The following is a 17,431-nucleotide window of genomic DNA, read 5'->3' as shown; positions in this document are numbered from 1 at the left end:
TGAATTGTTCTCATCGGTTCTACTCTTCGTCAACCCCGGCCGACTCCAATACTGCGACGTCTGCTGCCGCTGTTGGCTCCCACGTGCGGGTGGCTTTGATCCCGGTCATTTCACCGTGGAAAATTATCACGCCGGGGTAATCGTTGAGCCGCGCAGCCAATCTGCTTTGGGCTTCGTGCGGTAACCGGTTAATGAGCGAATCGACAATGAGAACTGCTGGTTGCCGCAACAGGGCACGCGCCATGATCAACGAGGCTCGCTGAGCGGAGTCCAAAGGTTCTCCTCCACGACGCAACATGGTGCTCTCGCCCTCCGGAAGACTAGTCACCTCAAGACCGCACTCATTGGCCATACGTAGCGCCCGTTTGGTCGACGAGCCGGGGTGTCGATAAGTCAGTGCGCGAAGTACTGTGCCGCGTTCCAGGACCATCGTGTTCAAGGCTGCGCCTACCAGTTTGCGCCGTTCGGTAGCCGGCAAATCCTCGCTTCGGCCTTCGGCAATCCATAGCCCGCCTAGCCGCTGAGCATCAGTTCCAACCCTGCCGGTCGCTAACGCCTCAAGCAGGGCATGAGCTTGTGCCCCAGTGCCCAGAACCTGAATTCGCGCTCCTCCCTGTGCCCGCAGGGAGGGCCAGTTTTCTAGACCTTCGGCCGTGGGGCGAATCCGCACCGCCAACGTCTCGAGGTTCAAATCTTTGGCCACTCGGGTAGAGGTTAGTTGCTGTTCGGCTTCACGCCAAGATTTTTCCTGCTCAAGCAGTGGGGCAATAATCCGCCGGCCAGCTCGATAGTTTTGCCGATATTCAACAATCCGGCCCCACTCCCCCATAGTTCCAGCACAGATCCCCATCAGCGTTAATGCGCTGGCTAAGAGACCCGGACCTAATCCTGCCCATGAGCCAGCGGCTACGACAAGTGCGGTGCCCACCAGCGGTACGGTCAATGCGCCGGCTCGCAGCGCTCCGGCATATTTTGCCCGGTGCACTGAGGCATGCACAACCTTTTGCGCGCTCTGATCCACACGTTGCACCTCGCGGTGTACCCCGCCGGCCGCGCTAATGGTGGTGGACGCTGACACCGTGTCTGCGATGCGCGCCGCAAGATTGCCCCGGTGCCGACGTAGTACTCGTGCGGTGCGCAAGGCGCCTCGGGCCAGGCCGGCGAGCAAACTTATCTCCAACAGCACTGGAATCACTAGGGCTACGGCCAAGAGCGGAGATAAGAGCCCCAACCCGAAGGCACCAAAAATAATCAGCGGGATTCCCGCAATTAATGGCACGATTCCCTGAGTGACCCAGTTCCGGATGGAGGACAAGTCATTGCTGGAGCGAGCTACGGTAATTCCTACCGATGGTCCCCGGCTCGTCTTAAGCGCGTGGGATATCAAGGACACCCGTAGCTGAGCCACATAGTGCTGACCGAGTTTTTCTGCCTGCACCCGCTCGGCAAATTTTCCACCGAAAAAAACCGCCGACAACACGATCACCCAAAGCAGCGACCCCAGTGAGAAAGCTGCCGCGAGTTGCCCTACCTGCCATGCAATGATCACCGAGAGCACACCGACGGCCAAGGCCAGTAGCAATAGCGTCGCTAGCAGCATGCGCCGCCCGGGTGCTATCAGCGCTGGTAGCGCGGGTTCACGCTCCACTTGGTGTTCGGAATACGTGCCGGACATGGATGCTCCTAACGAGTTGGCAACAGTGCGCTAGCCACCTGGGGGTCACACAGGTCGAAGGTGTCGATGATTTCGCTCTCCATATGTGCACGAGCTTCCGCGGCAGCCAACGGGGATGCTGTGAGCACACCGGAAACTGCGGCGAGGTCAAGGCCTGCGTCAAGAAGAATTTTCTCTCCTGCTTTGGCGCCTAGCGCGTCTTGAGCGCTGAATAGTACCCGGTCAACGTGTTCCTTGAAGATTGGGTCGCATAAGAGACGTGAGGTTTCACCTTGGAAAAGTCCATCGGCGATCTCGATGATTACCGCGTCGGCACCGGTGGCACTTTGCTCTTGGATCATGCTGACTAGTAGCTCGCGCACCGTGTCATAGTCCAGTCGATAGGTGGTTGGGTAACCGAAGTCGGTGAAGTCGCAGACGCTGAAGGCTCCGGCATCGGTGAACAGGTTTGGGTCGTTCCCGGCTCCGGTACCGGTGGCTTTACCGGCAGCAACACGCAGCCCCGCGTTACTCAGACCATTAACCAGGCAGCCTAGAGCCGTTGATTTTCCGGAGTTCATGGAGGTTCCGAGGACCGCGATCACCGGTACACGATGCCCCTGGACTTGGGCGCTGGCATTGACCGAGGGATTGTCTATGCTCAGTGGGGCAAAGTCACTGAGGGTCACGACTTTGCCTCCGCGCATTAGCAGTCCAACTGGCTCCAGCTCGGTGGCCCGATCGATGGACGCGTGCTGCTGCTCGACCAGCGAGGCGACGCCGCCGCCGGCCACCAACTGGCATGGCCCGAGGTTCGCTGGAACGTGTGCCAGGAACTGATCCGGGGCATACCGATCCCCGTACGCGACCATGACTTCTTGACCAACGAAAAGCTTCTGACGCCGCGAGTGTGGTGACTGTAACGCCGTGTGCTTGCCGATTTCGGTGACCTTCGCGATGACCACGTCACCGGCGCGGGGAGCCATGGTTGAGCTGGCCACGATATTGAAGTCCTGGGGGTTGCGGTTTAGCTCGGCCGAAACAAAGCGAGTGGTGTAGGCCGCCTTGATGGTTGTGGCACGCAAAGAGTCGAGAGTCAGCCGGGTATCGCCGACGGTGTAGCTCTCGGTGTTTTCATTAGAGATGATCTGTGTGTCAATGCCCATGGTCTTAACCTTTCTCGCAACGGTTCCCCCGAGAGGAAACTGTGATCTTCATTCGGCCCTGTGCCGCGATGAATCTCAGTCAAGCGAGTGAAGATGAACCAAAGATGAACCGTTCCTGAGCCAATGAGGAGAATTTGATGAGGAGACTCTCATCAACAATTCATAAGGCCAGACCATCGTGGATTATCCACTTGACTTGGATCTTTGAAAATACTTGATGAGAATGTTCTCATGCTTAGCGCGGGACATTAAAATGTGTGACCCGCGCATCACGTGCGTCCAAATGCGAGTAAGAATTCTCGGTCTCTAACACCGTGGTACCCAAGGTGGGATAGTTCATGGCCAATTCATACACTGCTTCCTCGTCGGATTGCGCCGAAGCTAAACGCAGGGCAAGTTCTTGCAAAATTGGTTGATGCCCAATGACTAGCAATGTCGAGACGGTATCTGGCACCTCGTTGACGATGGAACATAGCGCCGACACTCCAGCTCCATAAACTCGTGAGTCGACATATGGGGTGGGCCCCTTTTCCCCCAGCTCCGACAGCACCCAGGCGCAGGTCGAGCGGGCACGCAAGGCGTCTGAACAAATAATGTAATCAGGAATCAGGTCGTTTTCCACCAACCAGGCTCCAGCCAACGGTGCTTCCCGGTGACCGCGAGCCGCCAGCGGTCGGTCATGATCACTGATACCTAAAGGGTAATCAGACTTTCCGTGACGCATGAGTATCAGTCGACGCCGTTGCACAGTATTCATAGCTCAAGCTTAGACGTGTTGCGGTTAAACGACCGAGGCGAGTAAACCTTGCGGTTCACTCACCTCGGCGATAAAAGATCTACTTAGATGGAGTATTCCGGGGCTGCCCAGACGACAACCTCTGGGTGCTCGTAGAAACGGTAACCCTGGCCGCGTACGGTGCGCACGGTGTTAGCCAGACGGCCCAACTTCGAACGCAGACGGCGGATGTGCACGTCAATGGTTCGCTCGTTTGGGATCTCCTCGGCATTGCGCCACAGGTTTTCCAGCAGTTCTTCACGTCCCACGGTGCGGGTCCCGTTTTCCACCAAGAAGTTCAGTAGTTCAAATTCCTTGAAGGTCAGGTTCAGCGTTTCACCGTCAAGGTAAACCTCGCGACGGGACAGGTCGATCAGTACGCCAGATGGACGAGGTGCGCTTGGGCGCGCTTCGGCACGAGGGCGGCGCGACAAAGTCGGATCACCCAGTGCTTGACGAACTACGTCAATTGGCTCACCCTGTGCACTGGTCGGTGCCAGCGCTACTGCCGCATGGGTCTGCGCCTGTGGAGACAGGGTAGCTAAGAATGCGCGAACCTGAGTTGCGAGCTTGCCTAGTGAAGTACCCTGTGCCTGAGCTGCAGCCTCGTCTAGTCCGACGTAAAGGACAAAACCGCGAGCGCTGGTGTCTACGCTTGGCGTACCCGCGGTCTGCACTGGCGCACTGGAGGCCTGATGCATCGGTTCACGTGTCTCATGAACGTTGTTGACCGCGCGCAGTGGACGGTAGCCCGCAGGGGCATAGCTTCCGCTACCGGCGGCTGCGCGTTGCGCCGCCGCAGCTCGATTCTGAGCGTTGCGAATTGAAACGTGTACGTATCCGGATCCAGCCGACATGATGACTTCCTTTTTGTGCGAAGGCCAAGTGATTTGGCGTTAATGCTTCGGGTTTTGCTTGCGCCGCCCATGACCTTCATTCACGAACAGCAGTTGGGTTTCCCGTCGATGCCTCTGAGTTAGACAGCTTTTTTTCTTTAGCTTTCCCACTCAACTTCACCGACGCCGAGCATTCGACAACAGCACGCAAGCGTACCGTCAGGGCCTTGACTCTGACTGCTGTTGTTGATCTGCGCCGCACTCACACAACAAGTATTCCCCGTAACATTCGAAACTTGCAAGTAACAAAGGTCACCGCTGTTCACTATGTGAGACGAATGTGTCCAAAAGTGACGGAGCGCACTTTAGTCATTTCTCGGAAATCTAAGCGCTTAACTAAGCGTATTGATCAACTCAAACACAGGAAGTTGGCAGTTTGACTATGTCATTCATGGCTGTGAATAATCATTCAGCCGGTACGGCGGTCCACGGTTCAAACATTCGCAGAAGTTGCCCCTTGACCAAATTAACCGTTTACTGAATGGGTTTTTCCTGCATAAACTCGACTTGGAAGCATAGGATTTGCACAGCTAAAACATAAAGAAGCCCTATGGCAATAGGAGAAGCTGGTTAACATGAACGATTCACGATTTTCTCCCGCCCAACTACCTCGACTCACCCACCCAGATGGCACTCCCATCAAAGTCCTCGTGGTGGACGATGAACCGTCATTGGCGGAACTAGTTGCTATGGGAACCCGCATGCTCGGCTGGGAAGCAACAATGGCGCATGATGGCCCCGAAGCTGTGGCTACCGCGCGTTCGCTATCCCCCGACGTGTTGGTCTTAGACTGGATGCTCCCGGGCTACGACGGACCGGAGGTGCTGCGTAAGGTACGCACCTATCTCCCCGAGGTTCCAGTCTTATTCCTTACCGCCAAAGATGCTGTAGAAGATCGCATTGAAGGCCTTGGCGCCGGTGCCGACGACTACGTGGCTAAACCCTTCAGCCTCGAAGAAGTTCTGATCCGTCTTCACCGTCTGGTGGAGCGCTCTGGCGCTTCGACCGCTGACTCTGCAGAACTGGTAGTAGGAGATCTGGTGCTAAACCTTGACTCACACGATGTCTCGCGCGCCGGGCGTTCCATCTCGCTCACCGCCACGGAGTTTGATCTACTGAGCTACCTCATGAATAACGCTCGCCGAGTCGTTTCCAAGTCGCAGATTTTAGATAATGTTTGGCATTACGATTTTGACGGCCAAGCAAATATCGTCGAGCTGTACATCTCTTACCTGCGCAAGAAGATCGATGTTGATGCCGAATCGATGATCCACACGGTGCGTGGCGTGGGCTACGTCCTCAAGCCTGCTGCATGAGTTCGTTTCACACCGGCCTAAGGCCCAGCTCACCCCACGCATTACAGCGAAAGCTGCTGATTATTCTGCTCGGTTCGCTGACTGCCGTCTGCGTGCTACTCGGCTTGCTCTACAACGCCGGCATGCGTCAAACGCTCATGGACCAGCTGCATGAACAACTCAACGCCTCCGTCGAACGCGCCAGCAGCTACTCGGTCGGCCTAGCTCGGCCCGATCAACGCCTGTATGCCCCCGGCCAAGCCGCGGGTACGCTCACCGCCCGATTTGTGGACCGCTATGTTTTCTCCGGCGATGTGCTCGATCAACACGGCGAACGAGTGATGCTCACCCAGGATGATGCGATCCATCTCGTGACCATCGACGTGAACTCTGAGCCCGTGCGACGTTCCTTGTCCGTGGGAGACTATCTACTCTCGGCTGTTCCCGATCCTGGTTCCGGCGGCGTGCTCATCGTTGGCCTACCACTGGACTCCACCGATCGCACTCTGCTTGAAATGGCCTGGCTGACGTTGTTCATCGCGATTAGCTTAGTGCTTGGTACAGGCTTGGTAGGAACCTGGCTAATTAGCCGCTCCTTGGCACCATTAAAACGTGTAGCCGCGGTAGCGTCCTCCGTGGCCGCCGAAGAACTTGATTCAGGCAAAGTGGAGCTGACTCAGCGTGTGGCCATAGCCGATGCGGTGCCAGGCACCGAGGTCGGGAATGTGGGACGTGCGCTCAATGCCATGCTCGACAACGTGTCGACCGCACTGACCGCACGCGAAAAATCCCAAGATCAAATGCGCCAATTTGTGGCCGATGCATCCCACGAGCTGCGTACCCCCCTGTCAGCAATTCGTGGATACACCGAGTTGCTCTCCGCCACCGAACATTTCTCGCCGGACGGTCGTCGCTCCGTGGACCGGGTACTGCAACAAAGCCACCGCATGGGTTCCTTAGTGGAAAACCTATTGCTGTTGGCCCGTTTAGACGAAGAAAACTCGTTCACTATGAAACGTTTAGATCTCTGCGTACTGACTGCGGACATCACCGAGGACTTTAAAGTCACCGCGGATGATCATCAATGGGAATTTGAGTGCCAGGCGCCGGGAACTTTTGTTGACGCCGACTCGTCGTCGCTACGTAGGGTGATTACAAACCTGCTAGCCAACGCCCGCAAACACACTTCGGCGGGTAACAGTGTGACCGTTAGTGTGGGACAAGACGTGGAAAATAATGAAGCTGTCTTGCAAGTACATGACACCGGTGAGGGGATCTCTGAAGACTTCCTACCCAAGGTGTTTGAACGGTTTACCCGCGCAGATAAGGCGCGTTCAGGCTCCGACGGCACCACCGGACTGGGGTTGCCGATTGCTAAAAGTATTGTCGAAGCGCACCACGGCACCATTACGGTGACTTCTCAGCCCGGTAATACGCTCTTCGAGGTGCGGTTGCCGCTGGCCGACGAAATGCCAGCCAGCGACAAACCAGAAACCCTCGGATAAGTGGATTTAGCTTAGGCGATGGGTGCGGTGACACCGTAGAGGCGGTCACCAGCATCTCCCAGACCCGGGATGATGTAAGACTTCTCGTCGAGCTTCTCGTCCATGGCTGCCAGCACGATGTGAACGCGATCGTCGCCGCCGTGGATTTCCTTCAGACGTTCAACGCCTTCCGGAGCTGCGATCAGGCAGATGCAGGTCACCGATTCGGCGCCTCGGGCGAAGATGAACTTAATTGCCTCGGCCAGGGTGCCGCCGGTGGCCAGCATCGGATCCAGCACAAAGACCTGACGACCGGTCAGGTCATTCGGGACGCGGTCTGCGTAGGTGATGATATCCAGGGTTTCTTCGTTACGGGCCATGCCCAAGAAACCAACCTCGGCGGTAGGTACCAAACGGGTCATGCCTTCGAGCATGCCCAAACCCGCACGCAGGATTGGAACCACCAATGGGGTGGGCTTAGCAAAAGTAATACCCGTAGTGGTGGCTACCGGGGTGACGACCTGAACTTCCTCGGTCTTCACCTCACGGGTTGCTTCATAGGCCAGCAGGGTGACCAGTTCGTCGGTCAGCTGACGAAAAATCGGGGACGGAGTGTTTTTGTCTCGAAGAACTGAAACCTTGTGTGCCACCAATGGGTGGTCGACTACCTGTACGCGCATAGGTAGAAATCTATCAGCCCACCGGGCCCGCAAACGAGAGAAAAGCCCGAAATTCCGGCGGAAAAACTCGTTGATGTGCCCAAGTAAACAGGAATCAGCGAATATTTGCTTGCTGGAACTACTCTGCCGGCACATTTTCTTCGTCGCGATCTAGCGAAGTGGTTCCTGCTCCGGCCAGATCACGTAAAGTAAAAGCACTATGGAGCACGTACATAACAGTTGGATGGATCTGGCCTTGGCGGAGGCACGAGCCGCATTAAAGACCGACGATGTCCCTATCGGCGCGATCATCATCTCCCCCGAAGGCAAGCTGCTCTCCACCGGCCGCAACGAACGCGAAGCCGGCTCAGATCCCACGGCGCATGCCGAGGTCCTGGCCATCCGAAATGCGGTAAAGGCGCTACAGGCAGAAGGCAACGCTGACGGGTGGCGACTGGAAGACTGCACCCTCGTAGTCACTTTAGAACCCTGTGCCATGTGTGCCGGGGCAATTGTGCTCGCACGCATCCCGCGTTTGGTCTTCGGAGCCTGGGATGCGAAAGCCGGGGCATGCGGTTCCGTCTTTGACATCGTGAGAGAACCACGACTGAACCACTGGGTTGAGGTCTACCCCCAGGTGAAAGAAGAAGAATGCGCACAACTATTGCGCGATTTTTTCCTTTCCAAACGCACCTAATCCCAACCTACAATGTGTTTCGAACCACTAACTGCGCATTGGACCCCTTTCGTTTTGGTGTTCTCTAAAGGTTCGTTATAGAGTTATCAGGTCTGGTGACGTGTCCGAGCGGCCGAAGGTGCAACACTCGAAATGTTGTGTACGGTAACCCCGTACCGTGGGTTCAAATCCCACCGTCACCGCCAGAAAAACCCCGGGAATCATTGATTCCCGGGGTTTTGCTTTACCTAAAACCCTTTTGGGCTTATAGGGGGCTCATAGGCCCCTTTTGCGAAGGTGTCTGCGAGCTTGCCTTCGCTTTCCCCGAAGAGACTTTAGCCCAAAGACTGAGTTAAATCTGAGATTAGGCTTTACTTCTGGATTTCGTGCTCGCTGATCTGGTTCTCCATATTGGTCCCGTTCAGTTCGAGGTAGATCTGCCCCTCGGTGACCGAGACGGACATGGTGTTGCGGCGGGTCAGCGCCTGCGCTGCCGCGTCAATGAACTTGGGCTCGAAGGAGCGAACCACAATGTCTTGTGACTGGTGGATCGTCTTGCCGCGCCATGCGGACAAGAGCTTGGCAGGATCGCGGTGGGTGTAGACGGCAGTACGATCGGCACGCTTGCTGCCAAGGTGCAGCCGCTGTGCGTCGGGAGCTCCAACTTCAATCCATGCGGTGATGCGGCCGGTCAAGTCCTTGACCAAAATGGCAGGTTCTTCACCGGTAGAAACACCACCGGCCGAGAACGTAATGCCCTCTTCCAGCTCGAGGCAGTAGGCCAACACCCGAGTGACCATGTACATTCCGGTTTCCGACGGATGCTGCGCAACGCGCAGTGAGAGATCCTCGTAAACCCCGCGATCTACATCAGCAAGTTGAACTTCAAAGGTGTGCATTGTCGCGCCGATAGCCATAGTTCACGAGTTTACCGTTAGCGCAGTGCCCTTACTTACGCGCCACTAGCTCTTTCAAGCTTTCGCTTCCGCTTTTCGCGCAATGAAGTAACCGGCCAGCGAGCTGAGGCTGGCCAGGCTCGCTAGGATTCCCACTGCTAGGTTATTGCCCAAGGAAAGCCCGGCAACAGTCAGAAACAGGAGGAATGAAACCATATAAAGATTCTTCATGGCCACAGTCTATTTGATACAGGAAGCAGATAAAAGACGTGCTGGATTATGTGCAAGTGCATGCAGGTGCTCCTCGGCGTCCTGGCGACGCTGGATTGCCACGCCTTCGGTGAAACGAATTCGCCAACGGCTCGCAAGCTGATCAGTTTCCGGGCTGAAAGGAAAGTGCTGGCGGAAGTTCCGCTCTTTGTCCAGCAGCATGTTGCTACTGCCTGCCTGCTGTGTGCGCTATGGCCATTCACCCGCTTGTTTGCCTCATCCATGTACGATTCTGGAATGAAGCTTGCCCGTTTTCCGCTGGCTCGATCCCGGTGGGACGCAGTCACGGCCGCCGTGCTCATCGGCTTGTCCTTCGTACCGGGGCTAGCGCAGCAAGGACTTGAACTGGCCGCGTCGCCCGATCGCCCGCTGAACCTGCTCGGCATAACGCTGATCGTGCTCCAGGGCGGCTCGGTTGCGATACTGCGCCGGTGGCCGCAGTGGTCCTTGGCGCTGGCCTTTTCGGCTTTCTCGGCGTACCAATTGTTCGGGTTCCCGACGACGTTTGCTGCGCTCGGCCTACTTGTCGCCGTGGTAGGCGCAGGGGCAATGCTCCAGCGGCACCGGATGCTGATTTCGATACTCGCCTTAGGCTGCTACGCAACTCTTGTCGCGGCACTGATACCGATCGACGCCACACTCACCGTGCCCGACGCATTGGCTTTCGGAGCGCTTCTGGCGGCGCTGTGGATCTTCGGCTCATGGCTCCGAACGCAGGCCACCATGCGCCGCGACCGCGCCGGGCAGGCTGAGCGGGAAGCGATCTCGGCCGAACGGGCACGCATCGCGCACGAGCTGCACGACGTGGTCACCCACCATGTGACGGCGATTCTCGTGCAGGCCGAAGCCGGGCAGTACCATCCGGATCTTGATCGGCGGACGCTGGACCTGCTGGCATCCATCGCCGACGGGGGCCGGAAAACGCTCGCGGACTTGCGCAGCCTGCTCGGGGCGCTGGATGGGAAAGCAGAAAACACGCGTGCTCCCGCCGAGCAACAGGCGGCCGAGGTCATTGCCCGAGCCCAGGCTGCCGGCCAACGGGTGAAATTTGTGGAGCAAGGCCAGCGCTACCCGCTCACCGGCGCTACGGGACTGGTAGTGGTTCGGGTAGTCCAAGAAGGCCTCACCAACGCGCTGAAGTATGCACGCGAAGGCGCCGCAACGGTGGCCATCAGCTACGGCAAGCGTGAGATTATGATCGAGGTGGCCAGTTCGGGCCGCAACGCCAAGGGCGCGGCAGCAAAATCAGGAGGTCGAGGGATCATCGGAATGCGTGAACGGGTGGAACTGGTCGGTGGCCAATTGCAGGTCGAATAGCTCGATGAGCAGTTTGTGGTGCGAGTAAGGATTCCCCGATGACCACGACCCCAACAAACACGCCAATCCGCGTGGTCATCTGCGATGACCAGGAGCTGGTGCGCACCGGATTCTCCACCATCATCAATGCCCAACCCGATCTTGTGGTTGTCGGCGAGGCGGCGGACGGCGAAGAAGCCGTGCGAGTCACCCGCCGCGAACGCCCAGATGTTGTGGTGATGGATATCCGCATGCCGCTGCTGGACGGAATCGAAGCGACCAGAAGAATCGCCGGGCCACAAGCCAGCGATGCGGCGCGAGTCCTGGTGGTGACAACCTTCTCCCTGGACGGCCTGGTGTATGACGCACTGCGCGCCGGCGCGAGCGGCTTCCTGCTCAAAGATGCCAGGCCCGCCGAGCTGGCATCGGCCATCCGGAGCATTGCCGCCGGGGACTCGCTGATCGCACCGGCGCTGACCCGCTCCTTGATCGGCCGCTTCGGCGACCGGCTGCGGCCCTCGGCAAAAGATGCCGCAATCTTCGACGCGCTGACCGCGCGGGAACGTGAAGTGCTGCTGCTGATCGCCGAGGGGCTGTCCAACGCGGAGATCGCTGCCCAACTTGTCATCAGCCACGAGACGGTGAAAACCTATGTGTCACGCATCCTTGCCAAGCTGGGCGTGCGCGACCGGGTGCAGGCCGTAGTGCTCGCGCACAGATTGGGATTCGCCGCCGGGTTCTGAGCCACCGGCCCGTCCAGATCCCCCGGGCGAGGGATCCCAAGTGTCTGCCAGCGGGTGATTTGCCCGCCCGACAAAGCCCGTAACGTCATGCTCACACCCCGAAAAAAGTAGGGAAAAGGAGCAAAAATGACAAAGTCCACGCAGCATCTCACGCCGTCAACCACGCAAGAAACACCAGCCCCCGGACAAGGATCCTGGATCAAAACGGCCATGATGGTCACCGGATTAGCCGTGGCGATGCTGGCTACTAACGCCATCGCCGCCTGGCCGCGCAACCCTGTGGCCGCGCTGGCCATCGGCCCCATCCTGGCGGCTGCCATGATCTGCCTGTACATCTTCACCGGTCGACGGGTCGAACGCCGCAAGGTCGAAGAATTCCCAGCGCACCACGCGGTGCGCCATCTGCTTCTGGGAACAGGGCTCGGGGTGCTGATGTCCGGCGCGAGCGTGGGCATCCTCGCCCTCTTCGGCGCGTATACGATCACCGGCTGGGGGTCCGTTGCCGGCATGCTGGCCGTCGCCGGAATGATGTGCGCGATCGCCGTTTCCGAAGAAGTATTCTTCCGCGGTGTCGTGTTCCGCCTGCTGCGCGGCCGCTGGGGAACGCACGTGGCGCTCGGCGTTTCAGCGATCCTCTTCGGGCTCGTTCACCTCGTGAATCCGGACGCTTCGCTGTGGGGCGCTTTCGCAATCATGATCGAAGCCGGAATCATGCTCGGTGCCGCATACCTCGCCACCGGATCGCTGTGGCTGGCCATCGGAGTGCACTTCGGTTGGAACTTTGCGACAACGGGCCTTTTCGGATCGATCACCTCCGGATCCGAAGCCCGCGATTCACTGGTCACCGCTGTGACCAGCGGACCTGACTGGCTGACCGGAGGAAGGTTTGGACCGGAAGGCAGCATCATCGCTATCTTGGTGTGCTCGATAGCCTCGGTGCTGTTCCTTGTTATTGCACGGCGTCGGAACCGGCAGCTGCTGCAACACAGCTGACGGAGGCAGGCAATGAGGTGTCCCGAGCCACGCGGCTCGGGACATCACCGCGTTTGGCGCCGCAGTGGATACTGGCTCACGGCACTGGCTGGGACCAGGAGAATATTGCGTGGCTCAATCGGTTTGTTCAGGATGTTCCTCAGCCCAGAGATGGGCACGCGAAACCAGCTGTTCAGAGAGACCTGGCAGGTTTCCCTTGCCGCTGCCCATGGCCAGGCCAAGCAGGAAAGTGCTCAAGGGTGCTGCCGGGCGGGCCACCTCGTGAGCTACATGCTTGGCAACATCAAGCACGGTAGCGATATCCACTTCGCCGGGGTCCAAACCCAACTCCTTGGTGGCTGCTTCAAGCCAATCGTTCAGTGCCTCCGGCGGCAGATGCTGTGCCATGGCTTTCCTTTCATTTTGGCGGGCGCTTTCCAGCGCCTGCGGGGTATCAATGTCTTTGCTAATTTCGTCGAGAACCGGTACCCGCGCCAGCTGAAGCTGATTCAGGGCCCGGCGCACCGGGGCGTTGACCAGGTTCTCCCCTAATTCTTCGCAGACCGAAGCCAGTGCCGAAGTGCGGTAGATTCCTGCCAGCCACTGGGTATGGCCTTCAGCGTCAACCAGCAACAGGCCGTCGGCCGCGCGTTGTCCAAAGTTATTGATCAACGCGGTCGCAACGGCGAGGGGCCGTTGCAGGTCGCACGCCAGGACCATGGACCATTCGCTGTTTTCACTGCCAATTAGCTCACCAAGTCCGGCGGAGATAGCCGCCAAAGGGCCGGCAAAGGGTGGATCCTCTCGAATGACGGCATCGGCCTTGGAGCCAGCGGATTGCGGACCGAGAACAACTACCCGCTGCGCGCCGACCTTTCGGGCCGCGGCGACCACCCGGTCAACCAGGCGCTGGCCATGCAGCACTATTTCGGCTTTGCCTTCGCCACCAAGGCGAGTGCCTCGGCCACCGGCCAGGATCAGTGCGTTAAAACCGCCGAGTTTCGGCGCACTCATGGGAGCATCCTCAGTACTTCAACCTCGTCACCGGGGTTGACCTGATTGATGCCAGCCGGGATCAATCCATAACCTTGGGCCGCACCGAACCCACCGACCGAGTGGGAGATGCACTGTGCCTGCACCGCAGGGGCACAGCGCAGCTGGTCACCATGTTCAAAGACCACCGGGATGACCTGCATGCGTCCAGCCGCGGCTTTCCAGCCCACTGCGGCAATGGCGCGCAAAGTGGGACGAAGCACCTCGCGGTGGCCTTGCATGGATCTCAGGCACGGGCGCACGAACAGCTCAAAACTGACCGCTGCGCTCACCGGATTGCCGGGCAGTGCAAAGACCATCGCGCCGGCCTCCAAGCGGCCTGCGCACTGCGGCTGGCCGGGGCGGATCTTCACCCGGGCTGCCTGCACTGCCGGTTCTGCTTCCAGCACCTGGCGCATCACGTCATAGGCCCCAGGGCCTACTCCCCCGGTGCTCAGCACGACGTCATGTGTGGAGCCAAGCAGATCCAGCTGCTCGCGCACGGCTTCGATGTCATCCACGCAGTGCACCACGGTGGCGGCCTGAATTCCGGATTCAGCAAGCAGCCCGGCCATCAACAAGGAATTGGTTTCCGGGATTTGCCCACGCGACAGCTGATCACCGGGCGTACGCAATTCTGCCCCGGTGATCAGCACGGCCACCTTGGGCATGGTGCGCACCGTCAACGTGCTGGCACCGGCTGCAGCCAATGCAGAAAGTCGGGCAGCGGTGAGCTGCTCACCGGCGTAGGCCATCAGGTCACCGGCATTCTTGTCTTCCCCGCTGCGGCGGATATCCTTACCCGCTGGCACCTGCACGTTGATCTGCACGGTACTGGCATCCCAACCATCTACCGCAGCCGACGTATCTTCGATACGCACCACGGCATCAGCATCAGTGGGAATTGGGGCACCGGTCATGATCTTCACGCACTGGCCAGGCTTCAACGCCGGATCCCAGCCACTTCCGGCCGGAACCTCGCCAATGACCTGCAGGCTCTTCGGAGCATCAGCGATATCAGCCGAACGTACCGCATAACCATCCATGGCCGAGTTATCCCACAGCGGCAGCGGGTGCGAGGAGGTGACATCTTCTGCGAGCACCGCACCATGCAAAGTACTGAAACCACCAGCCACCTCAATGCGCTGCGGCGCCAAAGGCAACACCTGCGACAGCAACTGTTCGCGGTGCACTTCAAAATCTACGGGTTCATTGCCGGTGTTCATCATTGCTCTTCCTGAATACTTCTCGGATGCTGTGCTGGCAACGTCGCCACCACGGCACGCACAAAGCGGTTGGCCGGGTCAGCAAAGACCTGCGAAACGGTCCCCTGCGCAATAATCTGTCCACGTTCCAGCACCAGCAAATCGTCGGCGAGCGCCAAGGTATCGGCGGCCGAATGCGAAACGACAATCGCGCTGGTGCCGGTGCGTTCCAGCTCTTCGCGCACCAGGGCACGCATATCCATGGCGGCCTCGACATCCAGCGAGGCAAAGGGCTCGTCAATCAGCAATATCTTCGGCTTGGCGGCCAGTGCACGGGCCAAGGCGATGCGCTGGCGCTGGCCCCCGGAGAGCGCTTCGGGACGGTGCGTGGCAATCTCTTCGAGCCCCAAACGCTGAATCCATTCGGAGGCCGCAGCCTTAGCCGTATGCAGATCTTGTCCCCCGGCACGGGCGCCAAAGGCGATATTCTTCGCCGCATCCAGGTGCGGGAACAGGTGCGGATCTTGGCCCAGCAATCCGACCTCTCGCAGGTGCGGCGGGCGGTGCTGTTTCGCGTCAGCCAGAACCGTTCCTGAAAGCTCTATACGGCCCTCGGCAATCTTTTGGATCCCGGCAATGGCATGCACAATCGTGGACTTGCCTGAACCGCTGGGACCCATCATTGCCAGCGTGCTGCCAGCGGGGACCTCGAATGAAACAGCTACGTCGAATCCGGTGCGCGGTACGCGCAGCGCTACCTTGAGCGTCATTTCAGTGCCCCCGGACGCCAGGCACGCACCAGCAACAACACCAGAACGGCGGTAGCCAGCAGGAGCAGGGACAGTGCGACGGCCGAGTCCCGCCCAGCACCCGCACCATTAAATGCGGTGTAGATGGCCAGCGGCATCGTCTGGGTGACCCCCGGAGCGTTGCCGGCAAACAGGGCGGTAGCGCCGAATTCGCCGATGGCCCGGGCGAAGCACAAGATGATTCCGGCGACCAGACCGGGTGTGGCCAGCGGCAGGGTGATGCGGGTGAGCACCATCCAGCGTCCGGCGCCCAGGGTTGCGGCGGCTTGCTCGTATCCGGCCCCGGCCGCACGCAGTGAGCCTTCCACCGCGAGCACCAGAAACGGCAGGGCGACGAAGCTTTGGGCAATGACTACCGCGGCGGTGGAGAAGGGCAGGGTGATCCCCCACAGCGAATCGATGAACTGGCCAATGGGGCTGGTGCGTCCGAAGAGGAACAGCAGCGCGACGCCGCCGACCATTGGCGGCAACACCAGCGGAACCGCGATTAGGGCACGCAACAGCTGGGCGACGCGGGCGGAACTGCGGGCGATTAATACCGCCAAGGGAACTCCGAGCACTACGCACAGAGCGGTGGCAGCCACCCCGGTACGCAAGCTCAGCCACAGTGCGGACAGTGCCTCCTCGCTGGTGGCGTCGGCCAGCAGCGTGGACCAGCTCGCCCGGGCGATGAGCGCGAGCAAGGGCAGCACAAGCAACGCAATGCCCAGCAGTGCCGGGGCGATGGCGAACCCCGGAACCCGTACCCCGGTATCGCTAGCCATTGACGTGCCCGGTCCCGGTGCCAAAACCGTGCTCGGCCAAGATCTGCTGACCACGCTCGCTAATCACAAAGTCAACGAAGGCCTTGGCCCCCGGATTCTCACCCAGGGTGGCAATCGGGTAGGAGTTGACGATTTTTTCGGCGCCTTCCGGCACGATCGCTGCAACGCTGGCATCGCTTTGGACATCGGTAGCATAGACCAGCCCAGCATCGGCTTCACCGGCAGCAACCTTTTGCAATACCGCGGTGACGTTCTGCTCTTCGCTGGCGGCCGTGACTTTCACGTCCTGGGCTTCGAGCAGTCGTTGCGAAGCCGCTCCGCATGGCACCTGTGCCGCGCACAGTACGGTGGTGGCATCAGCTAAGTCTTCAAGGGAATCAATATTCGCCGGGTTGTCCTGCGGCACCGCAATCACCAGGGTGTTGCTGGCAAAGATGACTGGTTCATCGCCAATGCCGGCCTCGGTCACCTCGGACATATTGCGCTCGTCAGCCGAGGCGAAAACATCCACGTTGGCGCCTTCAAGGATTTGTGTGGCCAGGGTCGAAGAGCCGTCGTAGGAGATGGCGTTGATCTGTACTTCCGGGTTCTCAGTGGTGAATTCTTCGGAGATCTGTTCGAAGGATCCCTGCAGGGAGGCCGCCGCGGAAATGGTGATTGGCTCCGCGGATTCTTCTGCAGAAGTACCGGTGGCCGAACAGCCTGCCAAAGCCAGCACGGTCACCACTGCCCCGGTAAGGGCTCGGAACCGCAAAAACGGGCGGTGCTGCATTGGTTCTCCTTAGATTTACTGCTGGAGCCAATGCTACCTGCGTGCTCACTCGGCCTAACCCATTTTA

The 17,431-nt window shown here is 59.1% G+C and carries 18 protein-coding genes and 1 tRNA gene; 7 read left to right on the top strand and 12 right to left on the bottom strand.

The window, feature by feature from the left end; translation table 11 throughout:
• Nucleotides 1-19 precede the first annotated feature (19 nt).
• From CIK74_RS02325 to CIK74_RS02310, 4 genes are all read right to left on the bottom strand, one after another.
• Nucleotides 20-1,675 (bottom strand): ABC transporter ATP-binding protein, encoded by a 1,656-nt coding sequence (locus tag CIK74_RS02325; RefSeq protein WP_096254159.1) that lies wholly within the window; start codon nucleotides 1,673-1,675, stop codon nucleotides 20-22.
• 8 nt (nucleotides 1,676-1,683) lie between these two features.
• The gene (locus CIK74_RS02320; RefSeq protein ID WP_240520436.1) at nucleotides 1,684-2,820 is read right to left on the bottom strand and encodes a DUF1611 domain-containing protein; all 1,137 of its coding nucleotides are present in this window, start codon (nucleotides 2,818-2,820) and stop codon (nucleotides 1,684-1,686) included.
• A gap of 235 nt (nucleotides 2,821-3,055) precedes the next feature.
• Nucleotides 3,056-3,577: a histidine phosphatase family protein gene (locus CIK74_RS02315; protein ID WP_096254157.1), complete on the bottom strand. Its 522-nt coding sequence runs from the start codon at nucleotides 3,575-3,577 to the stop codon at nucleotides 3,056-3,058.
• Between the two features lie 83 nt (nucleotides 3,578-3,660).
• Nucleotides 3,661-4,452: a winged helix-turn-helix domain-containing protein gene (locus tag CIK74_RS02310; RefSeq protein WP_096254155.1), complete on the bottom strand. Its 792-nt coding sequence runs from the start codon at nucleotides 4,450-4,452 to the stop codon at nucleotides 3,661-3,663.
• Nucleotides 4,453-5,066: 614 nt separating this feature from the next.
• Between CIK74_RS02310 and CIK74_RS02305 the strand changes: the two genes are divergently transcribed.
• Together CIK74_RS02305 and CIK74_RS02300 are read left to right on the top strand one after the other, a co-directional pair.
• Nucleotides 5,067-5,807, top strand: a complete 741-nt coding sequence (locus tag CIK74_RS02305) for a response regulator transcription factor (protein ID WP_096254153.1) — start codon at nucleotides 5,067-5,069, stop codon at nucleotides 5,805-5,807.
• The gene (locus CIK74_RS02300; RefSeq protein ID WP_096254151.1) at nucleotides 5,804-7,291 is read left to right on the top strand and encodes a HAMP domain-containing sensor histidine kinase; all 1,488 of its coding nucleotides are present in this window, start codon (nucleotides 5,804-5,806) and stop codon (nucleotides 7,289-7,291) included. The genes CIK74_RS02305 and CIK74_RS02300 overlap by 4 nt, the downstream gene beginning before the upstream one ends.
• 11 nt (nucleotides 7,292-7,302) lie before the next feature.
• Here CIK74_RS02300 and upp read toward each other — a convergent pair whose 3' ends face one another.
• Nucleotides 7,303-7,950 (bottom strand): uracil phosphoribosyltransferase, encoded by a 648-nt coding sequence (upp, locus tag CIK74_RS02295; RefSeq protein WP_096254149.1) that lies wholly within the window; start codon nucleotides 7,948-7,950, stop codon nucleotides 7,303-7,305.
• A 199-nt stretch (nucleotides 7,951-8,149) separates the two neighbouring features.
• Here upp and CIK74_RS02290 point away from each other — a divergent pair, with 199 nt between their 5' ends.
• Together CIK74_RS02290 and CIK74_RS02285 are read left to right on the top strand one after the other, a co-directional pair.
• A complete protein-coding gene (locus tag CIK74_RS02290) occupies nucleotides 8,150-8,626 on the top strand; it encodes a nucleoside deaminase (protein WP_096254147.1) in 477 nt (158 codons plus the stop codon).
• Nucleotides 8,627-8,720: 94 nt separating this feature from the next.
• A tRNA-Ser gene (locus CIK74_RS02285) sits at nucleotides 8,721-8,811 on the top strand.
• Nucleotides 8,812-8,976: 165 nt separating this feature from the next.
• Here the strand turns inward: CIK74_RS02285 and CIK74_RS02280 are convergent.
• Nucleotides 8,977-9,522, bottom strand: coding sequence for a YaeQ family protein (locus CIK74_RS02280; protein WP_096254145.1), 546 nt, complete (start codon nucleotides 9,520-9,522; stop codon nucleotides 8,977-8,979).
• A gap of 54 nt (nucleotides 9,523-9,576) precedes the next feature.
• On the bottom strand, nucleotides 9,577-9,717 hold the full coding sequence (locus CIK74_RS18625; protein WP_205738223.1) for a hypothetical protein: 141 nt from the start codon (nucleotides 9,715-9,717) through the stop codon (nucleotides 9,577-9,579).
• 75 nt (nucleotides 9,718-9,792) lie between these two features.
• Between CIK74_RS18625 and CIK74_RS02275 the strand changes: the two genes are divergently transcribed.
• The 3 genes from CIK74_RS02275 to CIK74_RS02265 all read left to right on the top strand — a co-directional run bounded on the left by CIK74_RS02275 (nucleotide 9,793) and on the right by CIK74_RS02265 (nucleotide 12,803).
• On the top strand, nucleotides 9,793-11,088 hold the full coding sequence (locus CIK74_RS02275) for a histidine kinase (protein WP_170947704.1): 1,296 nt from the start codon (nucleotides 9,793-9,795) through the stop codon (nucleotides 11,086-11,088).
• Between the two features lie 38 nt (nucleotides 11,089-11,126).
• Nucleotides 11,127-11,810 carry a response regulator transcription factor gene (locus CIK74_RS02270; protein ID WP_096254141.1) on the top strand — a complete coding sequence of 228 codons (684 nt, stop codon included), beginning with the start codon at nucleotides 11,127-11,129 and terminating at the stop codon, nucleotides 11,808-11,810.
• A gap of 126 nt (nucleotides 11,811-11,936) precedes the next feature.
• Nucleotides 11,937-12,803, top strand: coding sequence for a CPBP family intramembrane glutamic endopeptidase (locus CIK74_RS02265; RefSeq protein WP_096254139.1), 867 nt, complete (start codon nucleotides 11,937-11,939; stop codon nucleotides 12,801-12,803).
• 114 nt (nucleotides 12,804-12,917) lie between these two features.
• On the opposite strand, the gene CIK74_RS02260 is transcribed toward CIK74_RS02265, so the two are convergent.
• From CIK74_RS02260 to modA, 5 genes are read right to left on the bottom strand one after another with little or no spacing between them, the layout of a single operon-like run.
• Entirely contained in the window at nucleotides 12,918-13,796 is an 879-nt protein-coding gene (locus tag CIK74_RS02260) for an NTP transferase domain-containing protein (RefSeq protein ID WP_096254137.1), read from the bottom strand.
• Nucleotides 13,793-15,043 carry a gephyrin-like molybdotransferase Glp gene (gene glp, locus CIK74_RS02255; RefSeq protein ID WP_240520435.1) on the bottom strand — a complete coding sequence of 417 codons (1,251 nt, stop codon included), beginning with the start codon at nucleotides 15,041-15,043 and terminating at the stop codon, nucleotides 13,793-13,795. Before glp ends, CIK74_RS02260 begins: the two co-directional genes overlap by 4 nt.
• Nucleotides 15,040-15,789: an ATP-binding cassette domain-containing protein gene (locus tag CIK74_RS02250; RefSeq protein WP_096254135.1), complete on the bottom strand. Its 750-nt coding sequence runs from the start codon at nucleotides 15,787-15,789 to the stop codon at nucleotides 15,040-15,042. The genes glp and CIK74_RS02250 overlap by 4 nt, the downstream gene beginning before the upstream one ends.
• Nucleotides 15,786-16,592, bottom strand: coding sequence for an ABC transporter permease (locus tag CIK74_RS02245; protein ID WP_096254133.1), 807 nt, complete (start codon nucleotides 16,590-16,592; stop codon nucleotides 15,786-15,788). The genes CIK74_RS02250 and CIK74_RS02245 overlap by 4 nt, the downstream gene beginning before the upstream one ends.
• The gene (gene modA, locus CIK74_RS02240) at nucleotides 16,585-17,364 is read right to left on the bottom strand and encodes a molybdate ABC transporter substrate-binding protein (protein ID WP_096254132.1); all 780 of its coding nucleotides are present in this window, start codon (nucleotides 17,362-17,364) and stop codon (nucleotides 16,585-16,587) included. The genes CIK74_RS02245 and modA overlap by 8 nt, the downstream gene beginning before the upstream one ends.
• Between the last annotated feature and the right edge of the window lie 67 nt (nucleotides 17,365-17,431).

The sequence above is a fragment of the Glutamicibacter sp. BW77 genome, from assembly GCF_002332285.1.
GTDB classification, from domain to species: Bacteria; Actinomycetota; Actinomycetes; order Actinomycetales; family Micrococcaceae; genus Glutamicibacter; species Glutamicibacter bergerei.
This window is presented reverse-complemented; position numbering and strand designations above follow the sequence as displayed.